This window comes from Streptomyces camponoticapitis (genome assembly GCF_014646115.1).
In the GTDB taxonomy this organism is placed as follows: domain Bacteria; phylum Actinomycetota; class Actinomycetes; order Streptomycetales; family Streptomycetaceae; genus Streptomyces; species Streptomyces camponoticapitis.
Window position 1 is genome coordinate 1 of sequence record NZ_BMMV01000013.1, and the last position, 19,277, is coordinate 19,277.

The 19,277-nt window shown below is 69.2% G+C and carries 12 protein-coding genes, 1 tRNA gene and 1 rRNA gene; 12 read left to right on the forward strand and 2 right to left on the reverse strand.

What is annotated here, in order from left to right:
• Positions 1 to 97 precede the first annotated feature (97 nt).
• Both rrf and IEY79_RS20250 read left to right on the forward strand, forming a co-directional pair.
• A 5S ribosomal RNA gene (gene rrf, locus IEY79_RS20245) occupies positions 98 to 214 on the forward strand.
• 116 nt (positions 215 to 330) lie between these two features.
• Positions 331 to 406: transfer RNA gene (locus IEY79_RS20250), tRNA-Thr, on the forward strand.
• Between the two features lie 44 nt (positions 407 to 450).
• On the opposite strand, the gene IEY79_RS20255 is transcribed toward IEY79_RS20250, so the two are convergent.
• Positions 451 to 3,102, reverse strand: a complete 2,652-nt coding sequence (locus IEY79_RS20255; protein WP_189108961.1) for a SpoIIE family protein phosphatase — start codon at positions 3,100 to 3,102, stop codon at positions 451 to 453.
• A gap of 280 nt (positions 3,103 to 3,382) precedes the next feature.
• Here IEY79_RS20255 and IEY79_RS20260 point away from each other — a divergent pair, with 280 nt between their 5' ends.
• The 10 genes from IEY79_RS20260 (at position 3,383) to IEY79_RS20305 (ending at position 18,537) form a co-directional block, all read left to right on the forward strand.
• Entirely contained in the window at positions 3,383 to 8,944 is a 5,562-nt protein-coding gene (locus IEY79_RS20260) for a HAMP domain-containing protein (protein WP_189108962.1), read from the forward strand.
• A gap of 280 nt (positions 8,945 to 9,224) precedes the next feature.
• On the forward strand, positions 9,225 to 9,788 hold the full coding sequence (locus IEY79_RS20265) for a response regulator (protein WP_189108963.1): 564 nt from the start codon (positions 9,225 to 9,227) through the stop codon (positions 9,786 to 9,788).
• Positions 9,789 to 9,970: 182 nt separating this feature from the next.
• Positions 9,971 to 12,802 carry a DNA translocase FtsK gene (locus IEY79_RS20270; protein WP_189108964.1) on the forward strand — a complete coding sequence of 944 codons (2,832 nt, stop codon included), beginning with the start codon at positions 9,971 to 9,973 and terminating at the stop codon, positions 12,800 to 12,802.
• Between the two features lie 209 nt (positions 12,803 to 13,011).
• Positions 13,012 to 13,866, forward strand: coding sequence for a helix-turn-helix domain-containing protein (locus IEY79_RS20275; protein WP_189108965.1), 855 nt, complete (start codon positions 13,012 to 13,014; stop codon positions 13,864 to 13,866).
• A 175-nt stretch (positions 13,867 to 14,041) separates the two neighbouring features.
• Positions 14,042 to 15,592 (forward strand): 30S ribosomal protein S12 methylthiotransferase RimO, encoded by a 1,551-nt coding sequence (gene rimO, locus IEY79_RS20280; RefSeq protein ID WP_189108966.1) that lies wholly within the window; start codon positions 14,042 to 14,044, stop codon positions 15,590 to 15,592.
• Positions 15,589 to 16,254, forward strand: a complete 666-nt coding sequence (gene pgsA / locus IEY79_RS20285; protein WP_189108967.1) for a CDP-diacylglycerol--glycerol-3-phosphate 3-phosphatidyltransferase — start codon at positions 15,589 to 15,591, stop codon at positions 16,252 to 16,254. The genes rimO and pgsA overlap by 4 nt, the downstream gene beginning before the upstream one ends.
• A gap of 53 nt (positions 16,255 to 16,307) precedes the next feature.
• Positions 16,308 to 16,820 carry a CinA family protein gene (locus tag IEY79_RS20290; RefSeq protein WP_373292589.1) on the forward strand — a complete coding sequence of 171 codons (513 nt, stop codon included), beginning with the start codon at positions 16,308 to 16,310 and terminating at the stop codon, positions 16,818 to 16,820.
• Positions 16,821 to 16,929: 109 nt separating this feature from the next.
• Positions 16,930 to 17,313 (forward strand): helix-turn-helix domain-containing protein, encoded by a 384-nt coding sequence (locus tag IEY79_RS20295; protein ID WP_189108968.1) that lies wholly within the window; start codon positions 16,930 to 16,932, stop codon positions 17,311 to 17,313.
• 234 nt (positions 17,314 to 17,547) lie between these two features.
• Positions 17,548 to 18,018 carry a Dps family protein gene (locus IEY79_RS20300; RefSeq protein WP_189108969.1) on the forward strand — a complete coding sequence of 157 codons (471 nt, stop codon included), beginning with the start codon at positions 17,548 to 17,550 and terminating at the stop codon, positions 18,016 to 18,018.
• Positions 18,019 to 18,153: 135 nt separating this feature from the next.
• Positions 18,154 to 18,537, forward strand: a complete 384-nt coding sequence (locus IEY79_RS20305; RefSeq protein ID WP_189109136.1) for a hypothetical protein — start codon at positions 18,154 to 18,156, stop codon at positions 18,535 to 18,537.
• Here the strand turns inward: IEY79_RS20305 and IEY79_RS20310 are convergent.
• The gene (locus IEY79_RS20310) at positions 18,498 to 19,250 is read right to left on the reverse strand and encodes a DNA-formamidopyrimidine glycosylase family protein (RefSeq protein ID WP_189108970.1); all 753 of its coding nucleotides are present in this window, start codon (positions 19,248 to 19,250) and stop codon (positions 18,498 to 18,500) included. The genes IEY79_RS20305 and IEY79_RS20310 overlap by 40 nt on opposite strands.
• Positions 19,251 to 19,277 lie beyond the last annotated feature (27 nt).

A 19,277-nucleotide genomic window follows, 5' to 3' on the forward strand; every position in this document is an offset into this window, starting at 1 on the left:
GCCGAGGGCTTGTCCTCAGTTGCTCGCGTCCACTGTGTTAGTTCTGAGACAACGAACATCCGTGAAGTCATCCGGCTGTTCCAGTGTTTCATAGTGTTTCGGTGGTCATTGCGTTAGGGAAACGCCCGGTTACATTCCGAACCCGGAAGCTAAGCCTTTCAGCGCCGATGGTACTGCAGGGGGGACCCTGTGGGAGAGTAGGACGCCGCCGAACAATCTTTGTGGGAGTGCCCCGCACCGTTTATGGTGCGGGGCATTTCTGCGTTCAAGACCCTTGTGTCGACGGTTTCCAGCGCCCGGCACTTCGGGTATGATCTCTCTCGTTGCCGCGCCCCAATAGCTCAGTCGGTAGAGCGTCTCCATGGTAAGGAGAAGGTCTACGGTTCGATTCCGTATTGGGGCTCCAGCACAAAAGAAGGGCCCCGCCAGCCGGCGGGGCCCTTCTTTCGTTCAGTTCTTCTGCGGCTCGGGCACCCGCATCGCCAGAATCGCCATGTCGTCCGACGCCGGCTCCGCCGCGAACCTCTCCACCGCCCGTAGCACCCGCGACGCCACCGCTCCGGCCGTGAGGCCCGTACAGCCCGTCAGAACGTCCACGAGGCCGTCGTCGCCCAACATCCGTGTTCCCTCCCGGCGTTCGGTGACGCCGTCGGTGACACAGAGGAGGACGTCGCCCGGGTCGAGCGTGACCATCTGCTCGTACAGCTCCAGGTCGTCCATCACGCCGAGCAGCGGCTGCGGGTCCGCCGCGGCCTCCACCGTGCCGTCCTGGCGCAGACGAAGCGGCAGCGGGTGTCCGGCGCAGACGACCTTGAGGACGGCACTCCCGTCCTCCTGGGGCCACAACTCCCCGTACAGCAGCGTCAGGAAGCGGCTGCGGGCGCCCTCGTCGAGGATCGCCGCGTTCAGGCGCTCCAGCACCGCCGGGCCGCTGAAGCCCTCGCGGGCGAGGAGGCGGAGCGCGTGCCGGGCGAGTCCCGTCACCGCCGCGGCTTCCGGGCCCGTGCCGCAGACGTCGCCGATGGCGAAGCCGTACGCGCCGTCGCGGATCGGGAAGAGGTCGTAGAAGTCACCGCCCACCTCGTTGCCCTCGCCGGCCGCGCGGTAGATGACCTCGACCTCGACGTTGGGCACCTGGGGCAGTTCCGGCGGCAGCAGGCTGCGCTGGAGGGACTGGCTGATCGCCATGCGCTCCGAGTAGAGGCGCGCGTTGTCGAGGGCGAGTGCCGCACGGCGGGACAGGTCCTCGGCCAACTCCAGGATCTCCTGGCGGAAGTGGTCGTCCGACGGCTTGCCGAGGGTGAGCATCCCGATCACGCGGTTACGGGCGACCAGAGGCAGTACGACGGTCTCTCCGCCGACGGCGGCGGCCGTGGCGAGCGTTGTGCCGATTCCGGAGGAGACGGGCGTGGAGGCCCCTCCCAGCTCCCTCATGGACGTACGGAGCGCCGCCTGGTGCGCGGCGTCCGCCGGGCCGGTCCAGACGCGGGCGCCCGGGGTGGGGACCGGGTCGGGCGGATCGATCTTGGAGAGCAGGGCCTTCAGACCGTCGATGCGCTCCTCGTCCTCGTGCAGTACGTAGGAGAGGTACGGGTCCGACGTCTGGTCGGCGATGGTGTAGACGGCGCACCAGGTGGCGAGCGTCGGCACCGTCATCTGTGCCATGAGTGCGAGCGTCTGGTCCCGGTCGAGGGTGCCGGCCAGCAGGTCGGAGGCTTCGACGAGGAAGGAGAGCGAGCCACGGCGGAGGCGTTCGAGCTCGCCGAGTCGGGCCGACTCGACGGCCAGCGCGATCCGGTCGGCGGCGAACTGGAGGCGCAGCGCCTCCTCGTTGGAATACCGGCCCGCCGATTCGGCCGCGACGCCGAGTGAACCGGTCAGCCGGCCCTCGACCTTGAGCGGGACGGTGACGACGGAGCGCATACCGGTGCCGTTGAGCAGCGGGACGGCGCCGGGGACGATGGCCAAGTCTTCGTGGACCGCGGGCATACGGGCGGAGCCGTACCGCCCCGTGCCGGCCTCCACCGGGACGCGGGCGAAGCGCTGCCGGGCCGACGGGAGGCCGGTGGTGGCCCGTACCTCCAGCTCCGTCTCGTCGTCCGTGGCGAGCAGGAGGAACGCGGAGTCGCCTTCGAGCATGTCGCGGGCGCGCTCCACGGTGCGCTGGAGCAGGCCGTCGAGGTCCTCGGGGGCCGGTGAGCCGATGAAGACCTCGAAGGGGTCCACGGTTCGGCTCTCGGCGCCGGCCTCGGTCACGGGGGCGCGCTGCGGGGTCTGGATCACGGCGCGTTCGTCGTCACGTACGAGAAGGCACACGGTGGACGGTTCGCCGTTGGTGTCCCGTACGCGGAGGTGGGAGGCGTACACGGGGATGACCCGGCCGTCGCTGCCCCGGATCCCGTAGCTGCCCTCCCAGCGCGACAGCAGCAGCGCCTCGACGATGCCCGTGCCGATGCCCGGGGTGTGCGGCCAGGCCGCGAAGTCGGTGAGGGGCTTGCCGATGACCTGGTCGGCGGGGTAGCCGAAGAGGTGCTCCGCGTCCTCGTTCCATGTCGAGACCGCGCCGGATCTGTCGATCTGTACGACGGCGACCCTGACGCGTTCGTCGGTGACGGGGAGGAGCGCGTTCGGGATGACGGGGCCCGCGGACCGGGCGCCCACGGCGCGGTCGGGCAGGTCGAGCTGGAACCAGACCTGCTTGTGCGTCGGGGTGTAGTCGACTCCCCAGCGCGAGGCCAGGGCCGCGCAGAGGAGCAGTCCGCGGCCGTTCTCCCGGTCGGGGCTGCCCAGCGACAGGCCCGTGCCCTGCATGGGGATCTCACGCTCGGGATAGCGGTCGGACACCTCGACGCGGACGCCGCCCTCCGTACGGAGGCAGAGCACGTCCGCCGATGTGCCGGCGTGGATCACGGCATTGGTGACGAGTTCGCTGGTCAGGACCACGGCGTCGTCGACGACGTCGGCGTAGCCCCAGCCCTGGAGCGTGTCACGGACAAAGGCGCGGGCGGTCGCGACGGACCGCCCGACAGGGTCGAAGCTGGCAGCCGCCCGCGCGGTGATCACAGAACTCCTCGTACGCGTCTCGACGCCCGGCTCTGCCATGATGCGGCCCCGCCCTCCAGGTGCCCGGTGGTAGTACGTTCGCCACACCGCCCCTGCCGGGCAGACCGGGACGGTTGGACAGCCGGATGCCAGGTTACTTACCTTCGCTGCGATGGCGGATGCAGGTCACCACTGTTTCCGCCTACTGGGGGTGGGGACGCTATGCGAAGCTGCCGAACTGTTATCGCCAGGTTCGGCCGTGGTGAAACACTGGGCAGGATTCCAGAGACAGTCTGAGTAACTTCTGAGCAGTACGGTCAACCCCCGCGGGAGGGACACGGTGGAGTCTGGCGTGGCGGCGCGTGGCAACAGCACGCGCGCGAAGGGCGGACGGTCCCGGAACAACGGGGCCACCGAGGTCGATGCGGCGGCTCTGAACAGACTGCTGACGGCCCTGGTGGCGATGCGGGACGGCAACTTCCGTAAACGCCTGACCGTCTCTGGTGACGATGTGATGGCGGAGATTGCCGCCGTGTTCAACGAGGTGGCGGACCGGAATCTGCACCTCACGGGCGAGCTGGCCCGCGTACGGCGCATGGTCGGGCGCGAGGGAAAGCTCACGGAGCGGCTGGAGACGGGCGCCTGCGAGGGGTCCTGGGCCGCGGCCATCGACGCGTCGAACGCGCTGGTGGACGACTTGGCGCGCCCCGTGTCCGAGGTCGGACGGGTGCTGTCGGCGGTCGCCGAGGGTGACCTGGAGCAGCGGATGGAGCTGCGTTCGCACTTCGCCGAGGGTTCGGCGGGGACCGAGCGCCCGCTGCGCGGCGAGTTCCTGAAGGTCGCGAGGACCGTCAACAACCTGGTCGACCAGCTGTCCGCGTTCACCGACGAGGTGACGCGTGTGGCGCTTGAGGTCGGTACCGAGGGCAAGCTCGGCGGCCAGGCCAAAGTGCGTGGAATGTCGGGTTCGTGGAAAGATCTCACGGATTCCGTCAACACGATGGCGTACCGGCTCACCGCTCAGGTACGTGATATTGCTCTCGTTACGACGGCCGTCGCCAAGGGTGATCTGTCGCGCAAGGTCACCGTCCATGTGGCCGGCGAGATGCTTCAGCTGAAGAACACCGTGAACACGATGGTGGACCAGCTGTCGTCGTTCTCGTCAGAGGTGACGAGGGTGGCCCGCGAGGTCGGCACCGAGGGTGAACTGGGCGGCCAGGCGACCGTGCCGGGCGTGGCCGGTGTGTGGAAGGACCTCACCGACTCGGTGAACACGATGGCCGGCAACCTGACCAGTCAGGTGCGTGGCATCGCGGAGGTCACCACCGCCGTCGCCAACGGCGATCTTTCCCAGAAGGTCACGGTGAGCGCGCGCGGCGAGGTCGCGCAGCTCGCCGAGACGATCAACCAGATGACCGAGACGCTGCGTACGTTCGCCGACGAGGTCACGCGTGTGGCGAGCGAGGTCGGCGGCTCCGGTGTGCTGGGCGGCCAGGCGCAGGTGCCCGGCGCCGCGGGCACCTGGAAGGACCTGACGGACTCGGTCAACACCGTCTTCCGCAATCTGACCACCCAGGTGCGGGACATCGCCCAGGTGACGACGGCCGTCGCGAACGGTGACCTTTCCCAGAAGGTCACCGTCGACGTGGCCGGCGAGATGCTCGAACTGAAGAACACCGTCAACACGATGGTGCGGCAGCTCAATTCGTTCGGTTCCGAGGTGACGCGCGTCGCCCGCGAGGTCGGTGTCGAGGGTCAACTGGGCGGCCAGGCCGAGGTGCCCGGCGCCGCGGGTACGTGGAAGGACCTCACCGACTCGGTCAACACCGCTTTCCGTAACCTCACCGGCCAGGTGCGGGACATCGCGCAGGTGACGACTGCGGTCGCGAACGGCGATCTCTCCCAGAAGGTCACTGTCGACGTCGCGGGCGAGATGCTCGAACTGAAGAACACGGTCAACACGATGGTGGCGCAGCTGTCGTCGTTCGCCGACCAGGTGACGCGGATGGCGCGTGACGTGGGTACGGAGGGCAGGCTGGGCGGCCAGGCGCGGGTCGACGGCGTCTCCGGTACGTGGAAGGAACTGACCGACTCCGTCAACTTCATGGCCGGCAACCTGACGGACCAGGTGCGGCAGATCGCCCAGGTGACCACGGCCGTGGCGCGCGGTGACCTGTCGCAGAAGATCGACGTGGACGCGCGCGGCGAGATCCTGGAGCTGAAGAACACCATCAACACGATGGTCGACCAGCTCTCGGCCTTCGCCGAGCAGGTGACGCGGGTCGCCCGCGAGGTGGGCACGGACGGCAGGCTCGGCGGTCAGGCCCAGGTGCCGGGCGTCGCCGGTGTCTGGCGCGATCTGACCGACTCCGTGAACGGCATGGCGGGGAACCTGACCTCCCAGGTCCGGAACATCGCCCAGGTCGCCACGGCCGTGGCGCGCGGTGACCTGTCGCAGAAGATCGACGTGGACGCGCGCGGCGAGATCCTGGAGCTGAAGAACACCCTCAACACGATGGTGGACCAGCTGTCGAACTTCGCGGAGCAGGTCACCAGGGTCGCCCGCGAGGTCGGTACGGAGGGCATGCTCGGCGGTCAGGCCGAGGTGCAGGGTGTCTCGGGCACCTGGAAGGACCTCACCCAGTCCGTCAACTTCATGGCGAACAACCTGACCTCCCAGGTGCGCAACATCGCCGAGGTCACGACGGCGGTCGCCAAGGGCGATCTGTCGAAGAAGATCACCGTCGACGCCAAGGGCGAGATCCTCGACCTCGTCACGACCGTGAACACGATGGTCGACCAGCTGTCGAACTTCGCCGACGAGGTGACCCGTGTGGCCCGCGAGGTGGGCACCGAGGGCATCCTCGGCGGCCAGGCGCGGGTGCGCGGCGTCACCGGCATCTGGAAGGACCTCAGCGACAACGTCAACACGATGGCCAACAACCTGACCAGTCAGGTGCGGAACATCTCCCGTGTCTCGTCGGCCGTCGCCAACGGCGACCTGACGAAGAAGGTCACCGTCGAGGCGCGCGGTGAGGTCGCCGAGCTCGCCGACACCGTCAACATCATGGTGACGACGCTGTCGTCCTTCGCGGACGAGGTGACGCGAGTCGCCCGCGAGGTGGGCACCGAGGGCGAGTTGGGCGGCCAGGCGCGTGTCCCGGGGGTCTCCGGTACGTGGAAGGACCTCACCGAGTCGGTGAACTCGATGGCGTCCAACCTGACCGGTCAGGTGCGCCAGATCGCCACGGTCACCACCGCCATCGCCAAGGGCGATCTCACCAAGAAGATCGACATCGACGCCCGCGGTGAGATCCAGGAGCTCAAGAACACCATCAACACGATGGTCGACCAGCTCTCCTCGTTCGCCGAGCAGGTCACGCGAGTGGCCCGCGAGGTGGGCACGGACGGGCAGCTGGGCGGCCAGGCGCGGGTCAGGGACGTCGACGGCACCTGGCGCGACCTCACCGAGTCGGTGAATGAGATGGCCGGCAACCTGACGCGTCAGGTGCGGGCGATCGCCGCCGTCGCCACCGCGGTGACCCGCGGCGATCTGAACCTGAAGATCGACGTCGACGCCGCAGGCGAGATCCAGGTCCTCCAGGACAACATCAACACCATGATCGCCAACCTGCGCGACACCACCCTCGCCAATGAGGAGCAGGACTGGCTCAAGGGCAACCTGGCCCGTATCTCCGGTCTGATGCAGGGCCGCCGCGATCTGGACGACGTGGCCTCGCTGATCATGAGCGAGCTCACGCCGGTGGTCTCGGCCCAGCACGGCGCCTTCTTCCTCGCGATGCCGACGGGCACCGTCTCCGAGCTGGGGACGGCCGGCGGCCGGGACGGCTCGTACGAGCTGTGCATGCGGGGCAGTTACGGGTACTCGGCGGGCTCGATGCCGACCTCCTTCCGGCCGGGTGAGACCCTCATCGGAACGGCCGCCGAGGAGAAGCGCACGATCCAGGTCAATGTGCCGCCGGGTTATCTGAAGATCTCCTCGGGGCTCGGCGAGGCGTCACCGGCGTACGTGATCGTGCTGCCGGTGCTGTTCGAGGGCAAGGTCCTCGGTGTGATCGAGCTGGCGTCGTTCCAGCCCTTCACCCAGATCCAGCGGGACTTCCTCAACCAGATCGCCGAGATGATCGCGACGAGTGTCAACACGATCAGCGTCAACACCAAGACCGAGGTGCTGCTCAAGCAGTCGCAGGAGCTCACGGAACAGCTGCGGGAGCGCTCGGCGGAGCTGGAGAACCGGCAGAAGGCCCTTCAGTCCTCCAACGCGGAGCTGGAGGAGAAGGCGGAGCTGCTGGCCCGTCAGAACCGCGACATCGAGGTGAAGAACACCGAGATCGAAGAGGCGCGGCAGGTGCTGGAGGAGCGCGCCGAGCAGCTCGCGGTGTCGATGCGCTACAAGTCCGAGTTCCTGGCGAACATGTCGCACGAGTTGCGTACGCCGCTGAACTCGCTGCTCATCCTGGCGAAGCTGCTCGCCGACAACGCGGAGATGAATCTCTCGCCGAAGCAGGTGGAGTTCGCCGAGACGATCCACGGTGCGGGCTCCGACCTGCTCCAGCTCATCAACGACATCCTCGACCTGTCGAAGGTCGAGGCGGGCAAGATGGACGTCAGCCCGACGCGCATCGCGCTCGTACAGCTCGTCGACTATGTCGAGGCGACCTTCCGCCCGCTGACGGCGGAGAAGGGGCTCGACTTCTCCGTACGGGTCTCGCCGGAGCTGCCGGCGACCCTGCACACCGACGAGCAGCGGCTGCTCCAGGTGCTGCGCAACCTGCTGTCCAACGCGGTGAAGTTCACCGACACCGGCGCCGTGGAGCTGGTGATCCGGCCGGCCGGGGCGGATGTGCCCAACGCGATCAGGGAGCAGCTTCTGGAGGCCGGTTCGCTGCGTGACGCGGACGCGGATCTGATCGCCTTCTCGGTCACCGACACCGGTATCGGGATCGCGGCCAGTAAGATGCGGGTGATCTTCGAGGCGTTCAAGCAGGCGGACGGTACGACGAGCCGTAAGTACGGAGGTACGGGTCTGGGCCTGTCCATCAGCCGGGAGATCGCCCGGCTGCTCGGCGGCGAGATCCACGCGGCGAGCGAGCCGGGCCGCGGCTCGACGTTCACGCTGTACCTGCCGCTGCACGCCAGCGAGCTGCCCCCGCAGGGCTATCCGCAGTTGACGCCCGGCATCGAGCCGCAGCGCGCCGGCAGCGGCTCCGCGGGGCTGTCGCCGGAGCAGGCGCGGCGGGACCGGCCCGCGGGCGCGTCGGAGGCCCGTACGGGGCCCGCCGCGCTCTTCAGGCGCCGTCGCAAGGCCCTGGGCGGCCCCGAGCAGATGAACTCGCTGTCCGGGCGCACCGGTGGCTCGTCGGGCCCGTCGGCGGGGACGCCGACGAGCGGGAACGGTTCCGCGGGCGCGGCCAACGGGTCGCGGCTGGCGGGTGGTTCGGGGGCCGAGGAGTCCTGGACGGGGGAGATGCCCGAGGCTCCGGAGGAGCGGCGTACGTTCTCGTTCGGCGGCGAGAAGGTGCTGATCGTGGACGACGACATCCGGAACGTCTTCGCGCTGACCAGCGTCCTCGAACAGCACGGTCTGTCGGTGCTGTACGCGGAGAACGGCCGTGAGGGCATCGAGGTGCTGGAGCAGCACGACGATGTGACGCTGGTTCTGATGGACATCATGATGCCGGAGATGGACGGATACGCGACGACGACGGCGATCCGCAGGATGCCGCAGTTCGCCGGGCTGCCGATCATCGCGCTCACCGCGAAGGCGATGAAGGGCGACCGGGAGAAGGCGATCGACTCCGGCGCATCGGACTATGTGACAAAGCCGGTCGATCCCGATCATCTGCTGTCGGTGATGGAGCAGTGGATGCACCAGAAGTGACATGAAAGGGACATCGGGCGGCTGCTTCAGAAGTGACCGGCGGCTGTGCGAACCTGTAGGAGAAGGTGAGTTCCTGTGGCGGAAGACGTGTGAGCCACAGGTAATCGGGGAACTTTCCGAGCTCCTGTGACGTTTTTGCTACGTGCACAGTGACATCGCGGTGACAGGGTGTGGCGACAGGCGGGGTGCGGCTACCATGACCGGCACAAGGACGGACGGCGTAAGGGAGTCGTCCCCTGGGGCGGCGCCCGGTGCACAGCCGGGGCGAGGAGGGCGGGCCATGGTGCAGAAGGCCAAGATCCTCCTGGTCGATGACCGGCCGGAGAATCTGCTGGCGCTGGAGGCCATCCTCTCCGCGCTCGATCAGACGCTGGTGCGGGCATCGTCAGGGGAGGAAGCGCTGAAGGCGCTGCTGACGGACGACTTCGCGGTCATTCTGCTGGACGTCCAGATGCCGGGGATGGACGGTTTCGAGACCGCCGCGCACATCAAGAGGCGCGAGCGGACACGCGACATCCCGATCATCTTCCTCACGGCCATCAACCACGGTCCGCACCACACCTTCCGGGGATACGCCGCCGGCGCGGTGGACTACATCTCCAAGCCGTTCGACCCCTGGGTGCTGCGTGCGAAGGTCTCGGTCTTCGTCGAGCTGTACATGAAGAACTGTCAGTTGAAGGAGCAGGCCGAAGCGCTCTCCAAACAGCTGGACGACGAGTCCGCGGACGCGGCGGCGGTCGCCACGGCCGCACATCTGGAGCGCAAACTGACCGGGCTCCGCAGAGCGCTGGACGCCCTGGAGCCGGGCAGCGGAGGCGGCTCCCCGCTTCCCTCGCCGAACTGACGGGCACGCCCCGGGCTCCAACAGGCCCGTGGGCGGCCCGTATCCGTCTGCCCGGAGGCCTGCGGAACGCCCCGTGGAGGGCACTGACGGCACGTCAGTTCCGCGCCCGGGACGGGCGACACGAACGGGTGAAGCGGTGGGCACACGTGTCCGCCGCCGTTCACACCGGTAACCTCACCCCCATGGCCTCACGTACGTCCGGCAAGGGTTCCCAGGGCACGGCGGGCACCGCGAAACCGCGTGCCGGCCGTGCGAGCGGTGCCGCGAAGAAGGCGGCCCCCGCCGCCAAGGCCGCGGCGAAGAAGACAGCACCCACGAAGAAGGCGCCAGCCAAGAAGGCCCCCGCGAAGAAGTCCGCGGCCAAACCGGCACCCAGGCCCGCACCGTCGCCGACGAACGGCGTCTACCGCCTCGTACGCCTCATGTGGCTGGGACTCGCCCACGCGGTCGGCGCGACGTTCCGCGGTATAGGACGGGGCGCGAAGGGGCTCGACCCGGCGCACCGCAAGGACGGCAGCGCTCTCCTGCTGCTCGCCCTCGGTCTGATCGTCGCCGCCGGCACGTGGTCGAATCTGCGGGGGCCCGTCGGCGACCTCGTCGAGATGCTCATCACCGGCGCCTTCGGCCGGCTCGACCTGCTCGTCCCCATACTGCTGGCCGTCATCGCCGTCCGGCTCATCCTCTATCCGCAGCGCCCCGACGCCAACGGACGCATCGTGATCGGCCTCTCGGCGCTGGTGATCGGTGTCCTCGGACTCGTACACATCGCGTGCGGCTCCCCGGGCAGGGACGCGGGCACCGAGGCCATGCAGGACGCCGGCGGGCTCATCGGCTGGGCCGCCTCCAAGCCGCTGATCTTCACCATGGGCGAGGTCCTGGCCGTACCGCTGCTGGTCCTGCTCACCGTCTTCGGGCTGCTCGTCGTCACCGCGACGCCCGTCAACGCCATCCCGCAGCGGCTGCGTGGGCTCGGTGTCCGGCTCGGCATCCTCGACCCTGCCCCGGCAGGGCGCGAGGAGGAGGACGGGGAGCGGGAGTACGACAGCGACGACGAACGGTACGACGACCAGTGGCGTGAGGCCCTGCCCCCGCGGGGGCGCCGCTCGTCCGCACGGCGCGGCGAGGCGCCCGACGACTACGACCCCGACCAGGCCGAGGTGGAGGCGCTGGCCCGCCGTCGGCGCCCGCGCCGGCGGTCGGTGCAGCCCGAGGCCGGCCGGCCCATGGACGCCGTCGACGTGGCCGCCGCGGCTGCCGCCGCCCTGGACGGAGCCGTACTCAACGGTATGCCGCCCTCGCCCATCGTCGCCGACCTCACCCAGGGCGTCTCGGCGGACCGTACGCGGGACGCGGCGAAGGCACGGCCGGGGGAGCGCTCCGTACCCCCGGCGCGCGAGCCCGAGCCGCACGGCACCACCGCCGCGCAGTCCCTGTCCGGCGCCGTGGCCGACCTGACCAAGCCCCCGCCCGCGCAGGACCGCCCGCTGCCCCCGCGGGCCGAGCAGCTTCAGCTCTCCGGCGACATCACCTACTCCCTGCCGTCGCTGGACCTGCTGGAACGGGGCGGCCCCGGCAAGACCCGCAGTGCCGCCAACGACGCGGTCGTCGACTCGCTGACCAACGTCTTCATGGAGTTCAAGGTCGACGCGACCGTCACCGGGTTCACCCGGGGGCCCACCGTCACCCGCTACGAGGTGCAGCTCGGCCCCGCCGTGAAGGTCGAGCGCATCACCGCGCTCACCAAGAACATCGCCTACGCGGTGGCCAGCCCCGACGTCCGGATCATCAGCCCCATCCCCGGCAAGTCCGCCGTCGGCATCGAGATCCCGAACTCCGACCGCGAGATGGTCGTGCTCGGGGACGTCCTGCGGCTGGCCGACGCCGCCGAGGACGACCACCCGATGCTGGTCGCGCTCGGCAAGAACGTCGAGGGCGGCTACGAGATGGCCAACCTCGCCAAGATGCCGCACCTGCTGGTCGCCGGCGCCACCGGATCCGGCAAGTCCTCCTGCATCAACTGCCTGATCACCTCGGTGATGGTCAGGGCGACCCCGGAGGACGTCCGGATGGTCCTCGTCGACCCCAAGCGGGTCGAGCTCACGGCGTACGAGGGCATCCCGCACCTGATCACGCCCATCATCACCAACCCCAAGCGGGCCGCCGAGGCGCTCCAGTGGGTCGTGCGGGAGATGGACCTGCGCTACGACGACCTCGCGGCGTACGGCTACCGCCACATCGACGACTTCAACCGGGCCGTACGCAAGGGCAAGGTCAAGGCCCCCGAGGGCAGCGAGCGCGAGCTGACGCCCTATCCGTATCTGCTGGTGATCGTGGACGAGCTGGCCGACCTGATGATGGTCGCGCCGCGCGACGTCGAGGACGCGATCGTGCGCATCACCCAGTTGGCCCGCGCCGCCGGTATCCATCTGGTGCTCGCCACCCAGCGACCGTCGGTCGACGTCGTCACCGGTCTGATCAAGGCGAACGTGCCGTCCAGGCTCGCCTTCGCGACCTCCTCGCTCGCCGACAGCCGGGTCATCCTCGACCAGCCGGGCGCCGAGAAGCTGATCGGCAAGGGCGACGGGCTCTTCCTCCCCATGGGGGCCAGCAAGCCGACCCGTATGCAGGGCGCCTTCGTCACGGAGGAGGAGGTCGCGGCCGTCGTCCAGCACTGCAAGGATCAGATGGCGCCGGTCTTCCGGGAGGACGTCGTCGTCGGCACGGCCAAGAAGAAGGAGATCGACGAGGACATCGGCGACGATCTCGATCTGCTGTGCCAGGCCGCCGAGTTGGTGGTCTCCACGCAATTCGGCTCGACATCGATGCTTCAACGGAAGTTGCGCGTGGGTTTCGCCAAAGCGGGCAGGCTTATGGACCTGATGGAATCACGGAACATCGTCGGTCCGAGCGAGGGTTCCAAGGCGCGTGATGTGCTGGTGAAGGCAGACGAGCTTGACGGAGTGCTCGCTGTGATCCGCGGTGTGCCCGCTCCCGAAGGAGCTGACGGAAATTGACGGAGCCTGAGGCGATCCGACGGATACCCGGAGCAACTTTTCCCCTCGGTCGGGCGTCAACGTGGAAGGGGAGACACGCCGTGTCCCGCCGACACGCCGTCCGGCCATTCTGATGGCGTACAAAGTCCATCCGCCCGGTTGCCCCACCCTTTCGTACCACCCATAGACTGAACGTCCAGCAGGTGGCTACACGCTCGAAAGGCACTCCCGTGTCCATCGGCAACTCTCCCGAAGACGACCAGCCTTCCGCCGTCGAACCCGCTGAGGACGTGCGGGCCGCGCCCGAAGACGACAAGCCTTCGGTCGGTCACGTCCTCCAGCAAGCACGCTCCGCCGCAGGTCTGACGCTCGAAGACGTCAGTGCATCCACTCGGGTGCGTCTTCCCATCGTGCAGGCGATCGAGGAGGACGACTTCTCGCGCTCCGGCGGTGACGTCTACGCCCGCGGCCATATCCGCATGATCGCGCGCGTCGTCGGCATCGACCCCGAACCGCTTGTCACGCAGTACGACTCCGAGCACGGCGGGCGCCCGTCGCCGACGCCCGCGGCCCCGCTGTTCGAGGCCGAACGGATCCGCCCGGAGCGTCGCCGTCCCAACTGGACGGCGGCCATGGTCGCCGCGATCGTCGCGGTGATCGGCTTCGTCGGCTTCACCATGTTCAACAGTGGTGACGAGGACGGCCCGGGCAAGCAGGTCGCCGAGGGCCCGGCGCCGGAGAAGACGACGTCCGAGCCGAGCACCACCAAGCCCGCCGACCCGAAGCCCGACCCCTCGGACAGCGCCATCGCCGCGGCTCCTGCCGACAAGGTGACGGTCAAGCTCTCCGCGGTCGAGGACAAGAGCTGGATCTCCGCCAAGTCCCCCAACGGTGAACTGATCTTCGACGGACTGCTCCTCAAGGGGGAGTCCAAGACCTTCCAGGACGACGAGCAGATCGACTTCATCCTCGGCAACGCCGGAGTGATCGACATCTTCGTCAACGGCAAGCAGGTCGACGAGGACTTCAAGCCGGGCCAGGTCGAGCGGCCTTCGTACACGAAGGGCGACCCGGAGGCGGGCTGATACCGAGCCGGCGCCCAGGGTCTGTTCGCGAGGCGGAACCCGGCGGCGCCGGCGGTATCGGGGAGAGCGACCGGGCGGTGTGCTGGAGCCGCCCCGGGAGCGGCCCGTACTCACCTGACCGGCCTGACAGCCCTGCACGGCGGGAGGGCGGCCAGGACAAAGTAGTCTTGAGCCCATGCCCGAACGCCGTACCGTCGCCCTTGTCACGCTTGGCTGCGCCCGTAACGAGGTGGACTCGGAGGAGCTTGCAGGCCGCTTGGCAGCGGACGGCTGGGAGCTCGTCGAGGAAGCCGCCGACGCGGACGTCGCCGTCGTCAATACCTGTGGCTTCGTCGAAGCCGCCAAGAAGGACTCCGTCGACGCCCTGCTGGAAGCCAACGATCTGAAGGATCACGGCCGGACGCAGGCCGTCGTCGCCGTCGGCTGCATGGCCGAGCGCTACGGCAAGGAACTCGCGGAATCGCTCCCCGAAGCGGACGGTGTGCTCGGGTTCGACGACTACGCCGACATCTCCGACCGCCTTCAGACCATCCTCAACGGCGGTATCCACGCCTCGCACACGCCCCGCGACCGGCGCAAGCTGCTCCCGCTCAGCCCTGCGGACCGGCAGGGCGCCACCGGTGTGGCGCTGCCCGGACACGGCTCCGAGGCCGCGTCGGCGCACTCTCCCGCAGAGGCCGTCATTCCCGCCCCCGCGGACCTGCCGAAGGGACTCGCGCCGGCCTCCGGCCCGCGCGCCCCGCTGCGCCGGCGTCTCGACAACAGCCCCGTCGCCTCGGTGAAGCTGGCCTCCGGCTGCGACCGGCGCTGCTCCTTCTGCGCCATCCCCTCCTTCAGAGGCTCCTTCATCTCGCGCCGCCCGTCGGATGTACTGGGCGAGACGCGCTGGCTGGCCGAGCAGGGCGTCAAGGAGGTCATGCTCGTCTCCGAGAACAACACCTCCTACGGCAAGGACCTCGGCGACATCCGCCTCCTGGAGACGCTGCTGCCCGAACTCGCCGCGGTCGACGGGATCGAGCGGGTGAGAGTCAGCTATCTCCAGCCCGCCGAGATGCGCCCCGGGCTCATCGACGTACTGACGTCCACGCCGGGAGTCGCCCCGTACTTCGATCTGTCCTTCCAGCACTCCGCACCGACCGTGCTACGCGCGATGCGCCGCTTCGGGGACACCGACCGCTTCCTCGATCTCCTCGAGACGATCCGGGGCAAGGCCCCGCAGGCCGGTGTGCGCTCCAACTTCATCGTGGGCTTCCCCGGCGAGACGGAGGCCGACTTCGCCGAGCTGGAACGCTTCCTCACGAGCGCGCGGCTCGACGCCATCGGTGTGTTCGGCTACTCGGACGAGGACGGCACCGAGGCGGCGACGTACGACCACAAGCTGGACGAGGACGTCGTGGCCGAGCGGCTGGCGCATCTGTCGCGGCTGGCCGACGAACTGACGGCGCAGCGGGCCGAGGAGCGCCTGGGGGAGACCCTCACGGTGCTCGTGGAGTCCCTTGAGTCGGAGGACGCCGAGGACGGCGCCGGGGAGGCTGCCGTGGGCCGGGCGGCACACCAGGCGCCCGAGACCGACGGCCAGGTGATCTTCACATCGGGCGAGGGTCTGCGTCCCGGCCGTATGGTCGAGGCGAAGGTGGTCGGTACACAGGGTGTCGACCTGGTGGCCGAGTACTGCGGCTTCACCGGGGACGAGCCCCGGAGCCCCGGCGAGGAGGCAGCCAGATGACCGGAGTCCCGGCATCGGCCGAGGGCGGCCAGGGTAGGCCGGCGCCCGGTGGCAAGCTGGGGGCTGCGGCCGTCAATCAGGCCAGCGTGTGGAACATCGCCAACATCCTCACCATGATGCGGCTGGTGCTCGTGCCGGCCTTCGTGGTGCTGCTGTTCCAGGACGGCGGGTTCGACCCGGCCTGGCGCGCCTGGGCGTGGGCCGCGTTCGCCGTGGCCATGATCACCGACATCTTCGACGGGCATCTGGCCCGTACGTACAACCTGGTCACCGACTTCGGGAAGATCGCCGACCCGATCGCCGACAAGGCGATCATGGCGGCGGGGCTGATCAGCCTCTCCGTCCTCGGAGATCTTCCGTGGTGGGTGACCGGGGTCATCCTCTTCCGTGAGCTCGGGATCACGCTGATGCGGTTCTGGGTGATCAGGCACGGGGTGATTCCGGCCAGCCGCGGCGGCAAGATGAAGACGCTCGCGCAGGGAGTGGCCGTCGGCATGTATGTGCTGGCGCTGACGGGGCCGCTCGCGACGCTGCGGTTCTGGGTGATGGCGCTCGCCGTCGTACTGACCGTGCTGACCGGCCTGGACTACGTACGCCAGGCGATCGTCCTGCGCAGGGCGGGTATCACCGCGGAACGTGAGCGGGCGGGGAGCGCTCCGTGACGGCCGCGGGGAAGGACGCGGCGGCCGGAGACGTTCTTCCTGGTGACCTGCCACTGAGGGATCTGGCGGCCCGGGTACTGGACCTGCTCGTGCGGGACGGTACGACGCTGGCCGTCGCCGAGTCCCTGACCGGCGGTCTCGTGGCCGCGGAACTCACTTCGGTCCCCGGCGCCTCCCGGGCGCTCCGCGGGGGCGTCACGGCCTACGCGACGGACGTCAAGCGCGATGTCCTGGGCGTGGACGGAACACTTCTGGCCGAGCGGGGCGCGGTGGATCCCGACGTCGCACGGCAGATGGCCACCGGCATACGGCGCGTACTGGCCGCCGGCTGGGGCATCGCGACCACGGGGGTCGCGGGTCCGGACCCGCAGGACGGGCAGCCCGTGGGCACCGTCTACGTGGCGGTGAGCGGTCCGCACGGTGCCGGGAAAGTGGCCGCACTGCGGTTGAACGGTGACCGGGAGGAAATCCGTAGAGAGAGTGTACGGAGCGTGCTGGAACTGCTCTCCGGCGAACTGACCGGGAACGGGCGGACACAGGATACGGAACGGAACGGGGGGACTTGATGTTTGCAGCCCTGAGTGAACACGACATCGCTCCCCGCACGGCCGCAGCGCGAGGCGGTACGGTGGGGCGAGAAGGATGCGGCTACGCGGTCCGAGGAGGGAGCCACCGATGATTCTGCTCCGTCGCCTGCTTGGTGACGTGCTGCGTCGGCAGCGCCAGCGCCAGGGCCGTACTCTGCGCGAAGTCTCCTCGTCCGCCCGAGTCTCGCTCGGCTATCTCTCCGAGGTGGAGCGGGGGCAGAAGGAGGCTTCTTCCGAGCTGCTCTCCGCTATCTGCGACGCGCTTGACGTACGGATGTCCGAGCTCATGCGCGAAGTGAGCGACGAACTGTCGCTGGCCGAGCTGGCTGCGTCCGCAGCGGCGAGCGAGCCTGTGCCCGCAGCGGTACGTCCGATGCTCAATTCCGTCTCCGTGACGTCGGTGGCAGGTGTGCCGACCGAGCGGGTGACCATCAAGGCGCCAACGGAAGCGGTGGATGTCGTCGCCGCTTGATCTGTACGGCGTGACCGAGGCCTGAGCCCCGGACGGTCCTGAGGACCGGCCGGGGCTTCTGCTTTGCCGTCCTGGGGGCTGGGGGGGTGTGAGGGCGTCGGGCTCGGGTGGTGAGGGCGCCGGGCTCAGGTCGCGCATTCTTCCGAAATGACCCTTTTGGAGTCTTGTGCCATGGTGGGCGTACGTGTGAATGAGTATCTGTACGTACGTGCGAACCGGAACTGGAGAACCGCCATGGCTGTTGTCAAGAGCTCACTGCCCGAGGCGGATCTGAAGCTGGTCGGCGAAGCCCTGCAGGGCGCGCTCGTCGAACTGCTCGATCTTTCGCTGGTGGCCAAGCAGGTGCACTGGAACATCGTCGGGCCGCGCTTCCGCTCCGTCCACCTCCAGCTGGACGAGGTCGTCGCCACCGCCCGGAAGCACGCGGACACGGTGGCGGAACGCGCCTCGGCGCTCGGCGTGACCCCGGACGGCCGTGCGGCGACGGTGGCGACGCAGAGCTCGATCGCCAACGTCCCCGACGGCTGGATCAAGGACACGGACGCCGTACGGACGCTGGTGGACGCCCTCGGTGTGGTGATCGTCCGTATGCGGGAGCGGATCGTCGCGACCGACGAACCCGACCCGGTCACGCAGGACCTCCTCATCGGCCTGACGGCCGAGCTCGAGAAGCACGCGTGGATGTTCCAGGCGGAGAGCGCGTAGGGCGCGCCGGTGAGCCAGATGCGGGTGCTTCGGGGCGTGTGCCTCCTCCGAGGTCGGCCGTGCGCCTCGCACGCCTCCGATGCGCCCTTTTGCCGGATACGCGGGCCGGTTTAGCTTCGGTCTGAGGAGGCGGCCATGGCACGGCGACGGATCCTTCTGCCGGTTCTCGCTCTGGGCGGGCTCTGGTGGTGGGCCGTACTGCGGCTCGCCTTGGCGCCCGAGCACGCCGGGGTCATCGAGGGGGCGGTGGCCGCAGGTGGCTGGGGGCTGAGCCTGCTGCCGGTCCATGCGGCGGCCCGTCCGTCCGCGCGGCCAGGGAAGGGCGCCGACGTGGCCGTGGAGGCGGAGGAGCCGGTGGGGGGTCACTGGCCGGTGGCAGGCCACTCGGAAGGCCGTGAGGGGTGGGACGACGGGGGCGGGCGGGGTTACCCGGGTCGCCGGCACGGGCCGGACGGCCACTGGGACGGGCCCGACGGTCCTCAGGGGACGGGGCCGAGCTGGCAGCGTGGACACCAGTAGACGGGGCGCTCGTTGTCACTCGTCTTGCTGATGGGGGTGCCGCAGCGCCGGCAGGGGAGGCCGGAGCGGCCGTATACGAACAAATGACGGCGCGAGCGCTCCCGGTTGGCCTCCAGGAGCTTCTTCGCGGCCGTCACGAGCCGCTCGGGCGCCGGCAGGTCCCCGATGGGCAGCCAGGAGGTGGTGCGGGTGAGGAAACAGATCTCGCACCGGAAGACGTTGCCGACGCCCGCGAGATTCCGCTGGTCCAGCAGCGCCTCCCCGACAGTGAGCGCCGGGTCGGTGAGCAGATTGCGCAGGGCGGTGGCCGGGTCCCAGTCGGGCCCGAGGATGTCCGGACCCAGATGGCCCACCACGCTGTGCTCGTCCGCGGTGCGGATGAGTTCGAGCACGGGGAGCCGGTAGCCCACGGCGGTGCGCTGTGCGTTGCCGAGGATCGCCCGGATCTGGTGGCCGGGGCCGCCGCGCCAGCGCTCGTCGGCGCCGTACACCCGCCAGGCCCCGTCCATCCGCAGATGGGAGTGGAGGGTGAGACCGCCCTCCACGCGGGTCAGGAGATGCTTGCCGCGCGGAGTGACGTCGAGGACCGTCCGGCCGGTGAGGTCGGAGGTCGCGAACCGGGGGACGCGGAGGTCGGACCGGGTCAGGGGCCGCCCGGCAAGGGCGGTGTGCAGGCGCCGGGCGGTCTGCAGGACGGTGTCACCTTCGGGCATGCCTCCATCATGCGCGAGAGGGCCCCC

What these genes read in the sequence shown, in the direction of transcription:
- IEY79_RS20300 (WP_189108969.1), top strand. Translation starts at nt 17,548, where the DNA reads ATGGCTGTTGTCAAGAGCTCACTGCCCGAGGCGGATCTGAAGCTGGTC.
- IEY79_RS20310 (WP_189108970.1), bottom strand. Translation starts at nt 19,250, where the DNA reads ATGCCCGAAGGTGACACCGTCCTGCAGACCGCCCGGCGCCTGCACACC.
- IEY79_RS20305 (WP_189109136.1), top strand. Translation starts at nt 18,154, where the DNA reads ATGGCACGGCGACGGATCCTTCTGCCGGTTCTCGCTCTGGGCGGGCTC.
- IEY79_RS20270 (WP_189108964.1), top strand. Translation starts at nt 9,971, where the DNA reads ATGGCCTCACGTACGTCCGGCAAGGGTTCCCAGGGCACGGCGGGCACC.
- IEY79_RS20265 (WP_189108963.1), top strand. Translation starts at nt 9,225, where the DNA reads ATGGTGCAGAAGGCCAAGATCCTCCTGGTCGATGACCGGCCGGAGAAT.
- rimO (WP_189108966.1), top strand. Translation starts at nt 14,042, where the DNA reads ATGCCCGAACGCCGTACCGTCGCCCTTGTCACGCTTGGCTGCGCCCGT.
- IEY79_RS20255 (WP_189108961.1), bottom strand. Translation starts at nt 3,102, where the DNA reads ATGGCAGAGCCGGGCGTCGAGACGCGTACGAGGAGTTCTGTGATCACC.
- pgsA (WP_189108967.1), top strand. Translation starts at nt 15,589, where the DNA reads ATGACCGGAGTCCCGGCATCGGCCGAGGGCGGCCAGGGTAGGCCGGCG.
- IEY79_RS20295 (WP_189108968.1), top strand. Translation starts at nt 16,930, where the DNA reads ATGATTCTGCTCCGTCGCCTGCTTGGTGACGTGCTGCGTCGGCAGCGC.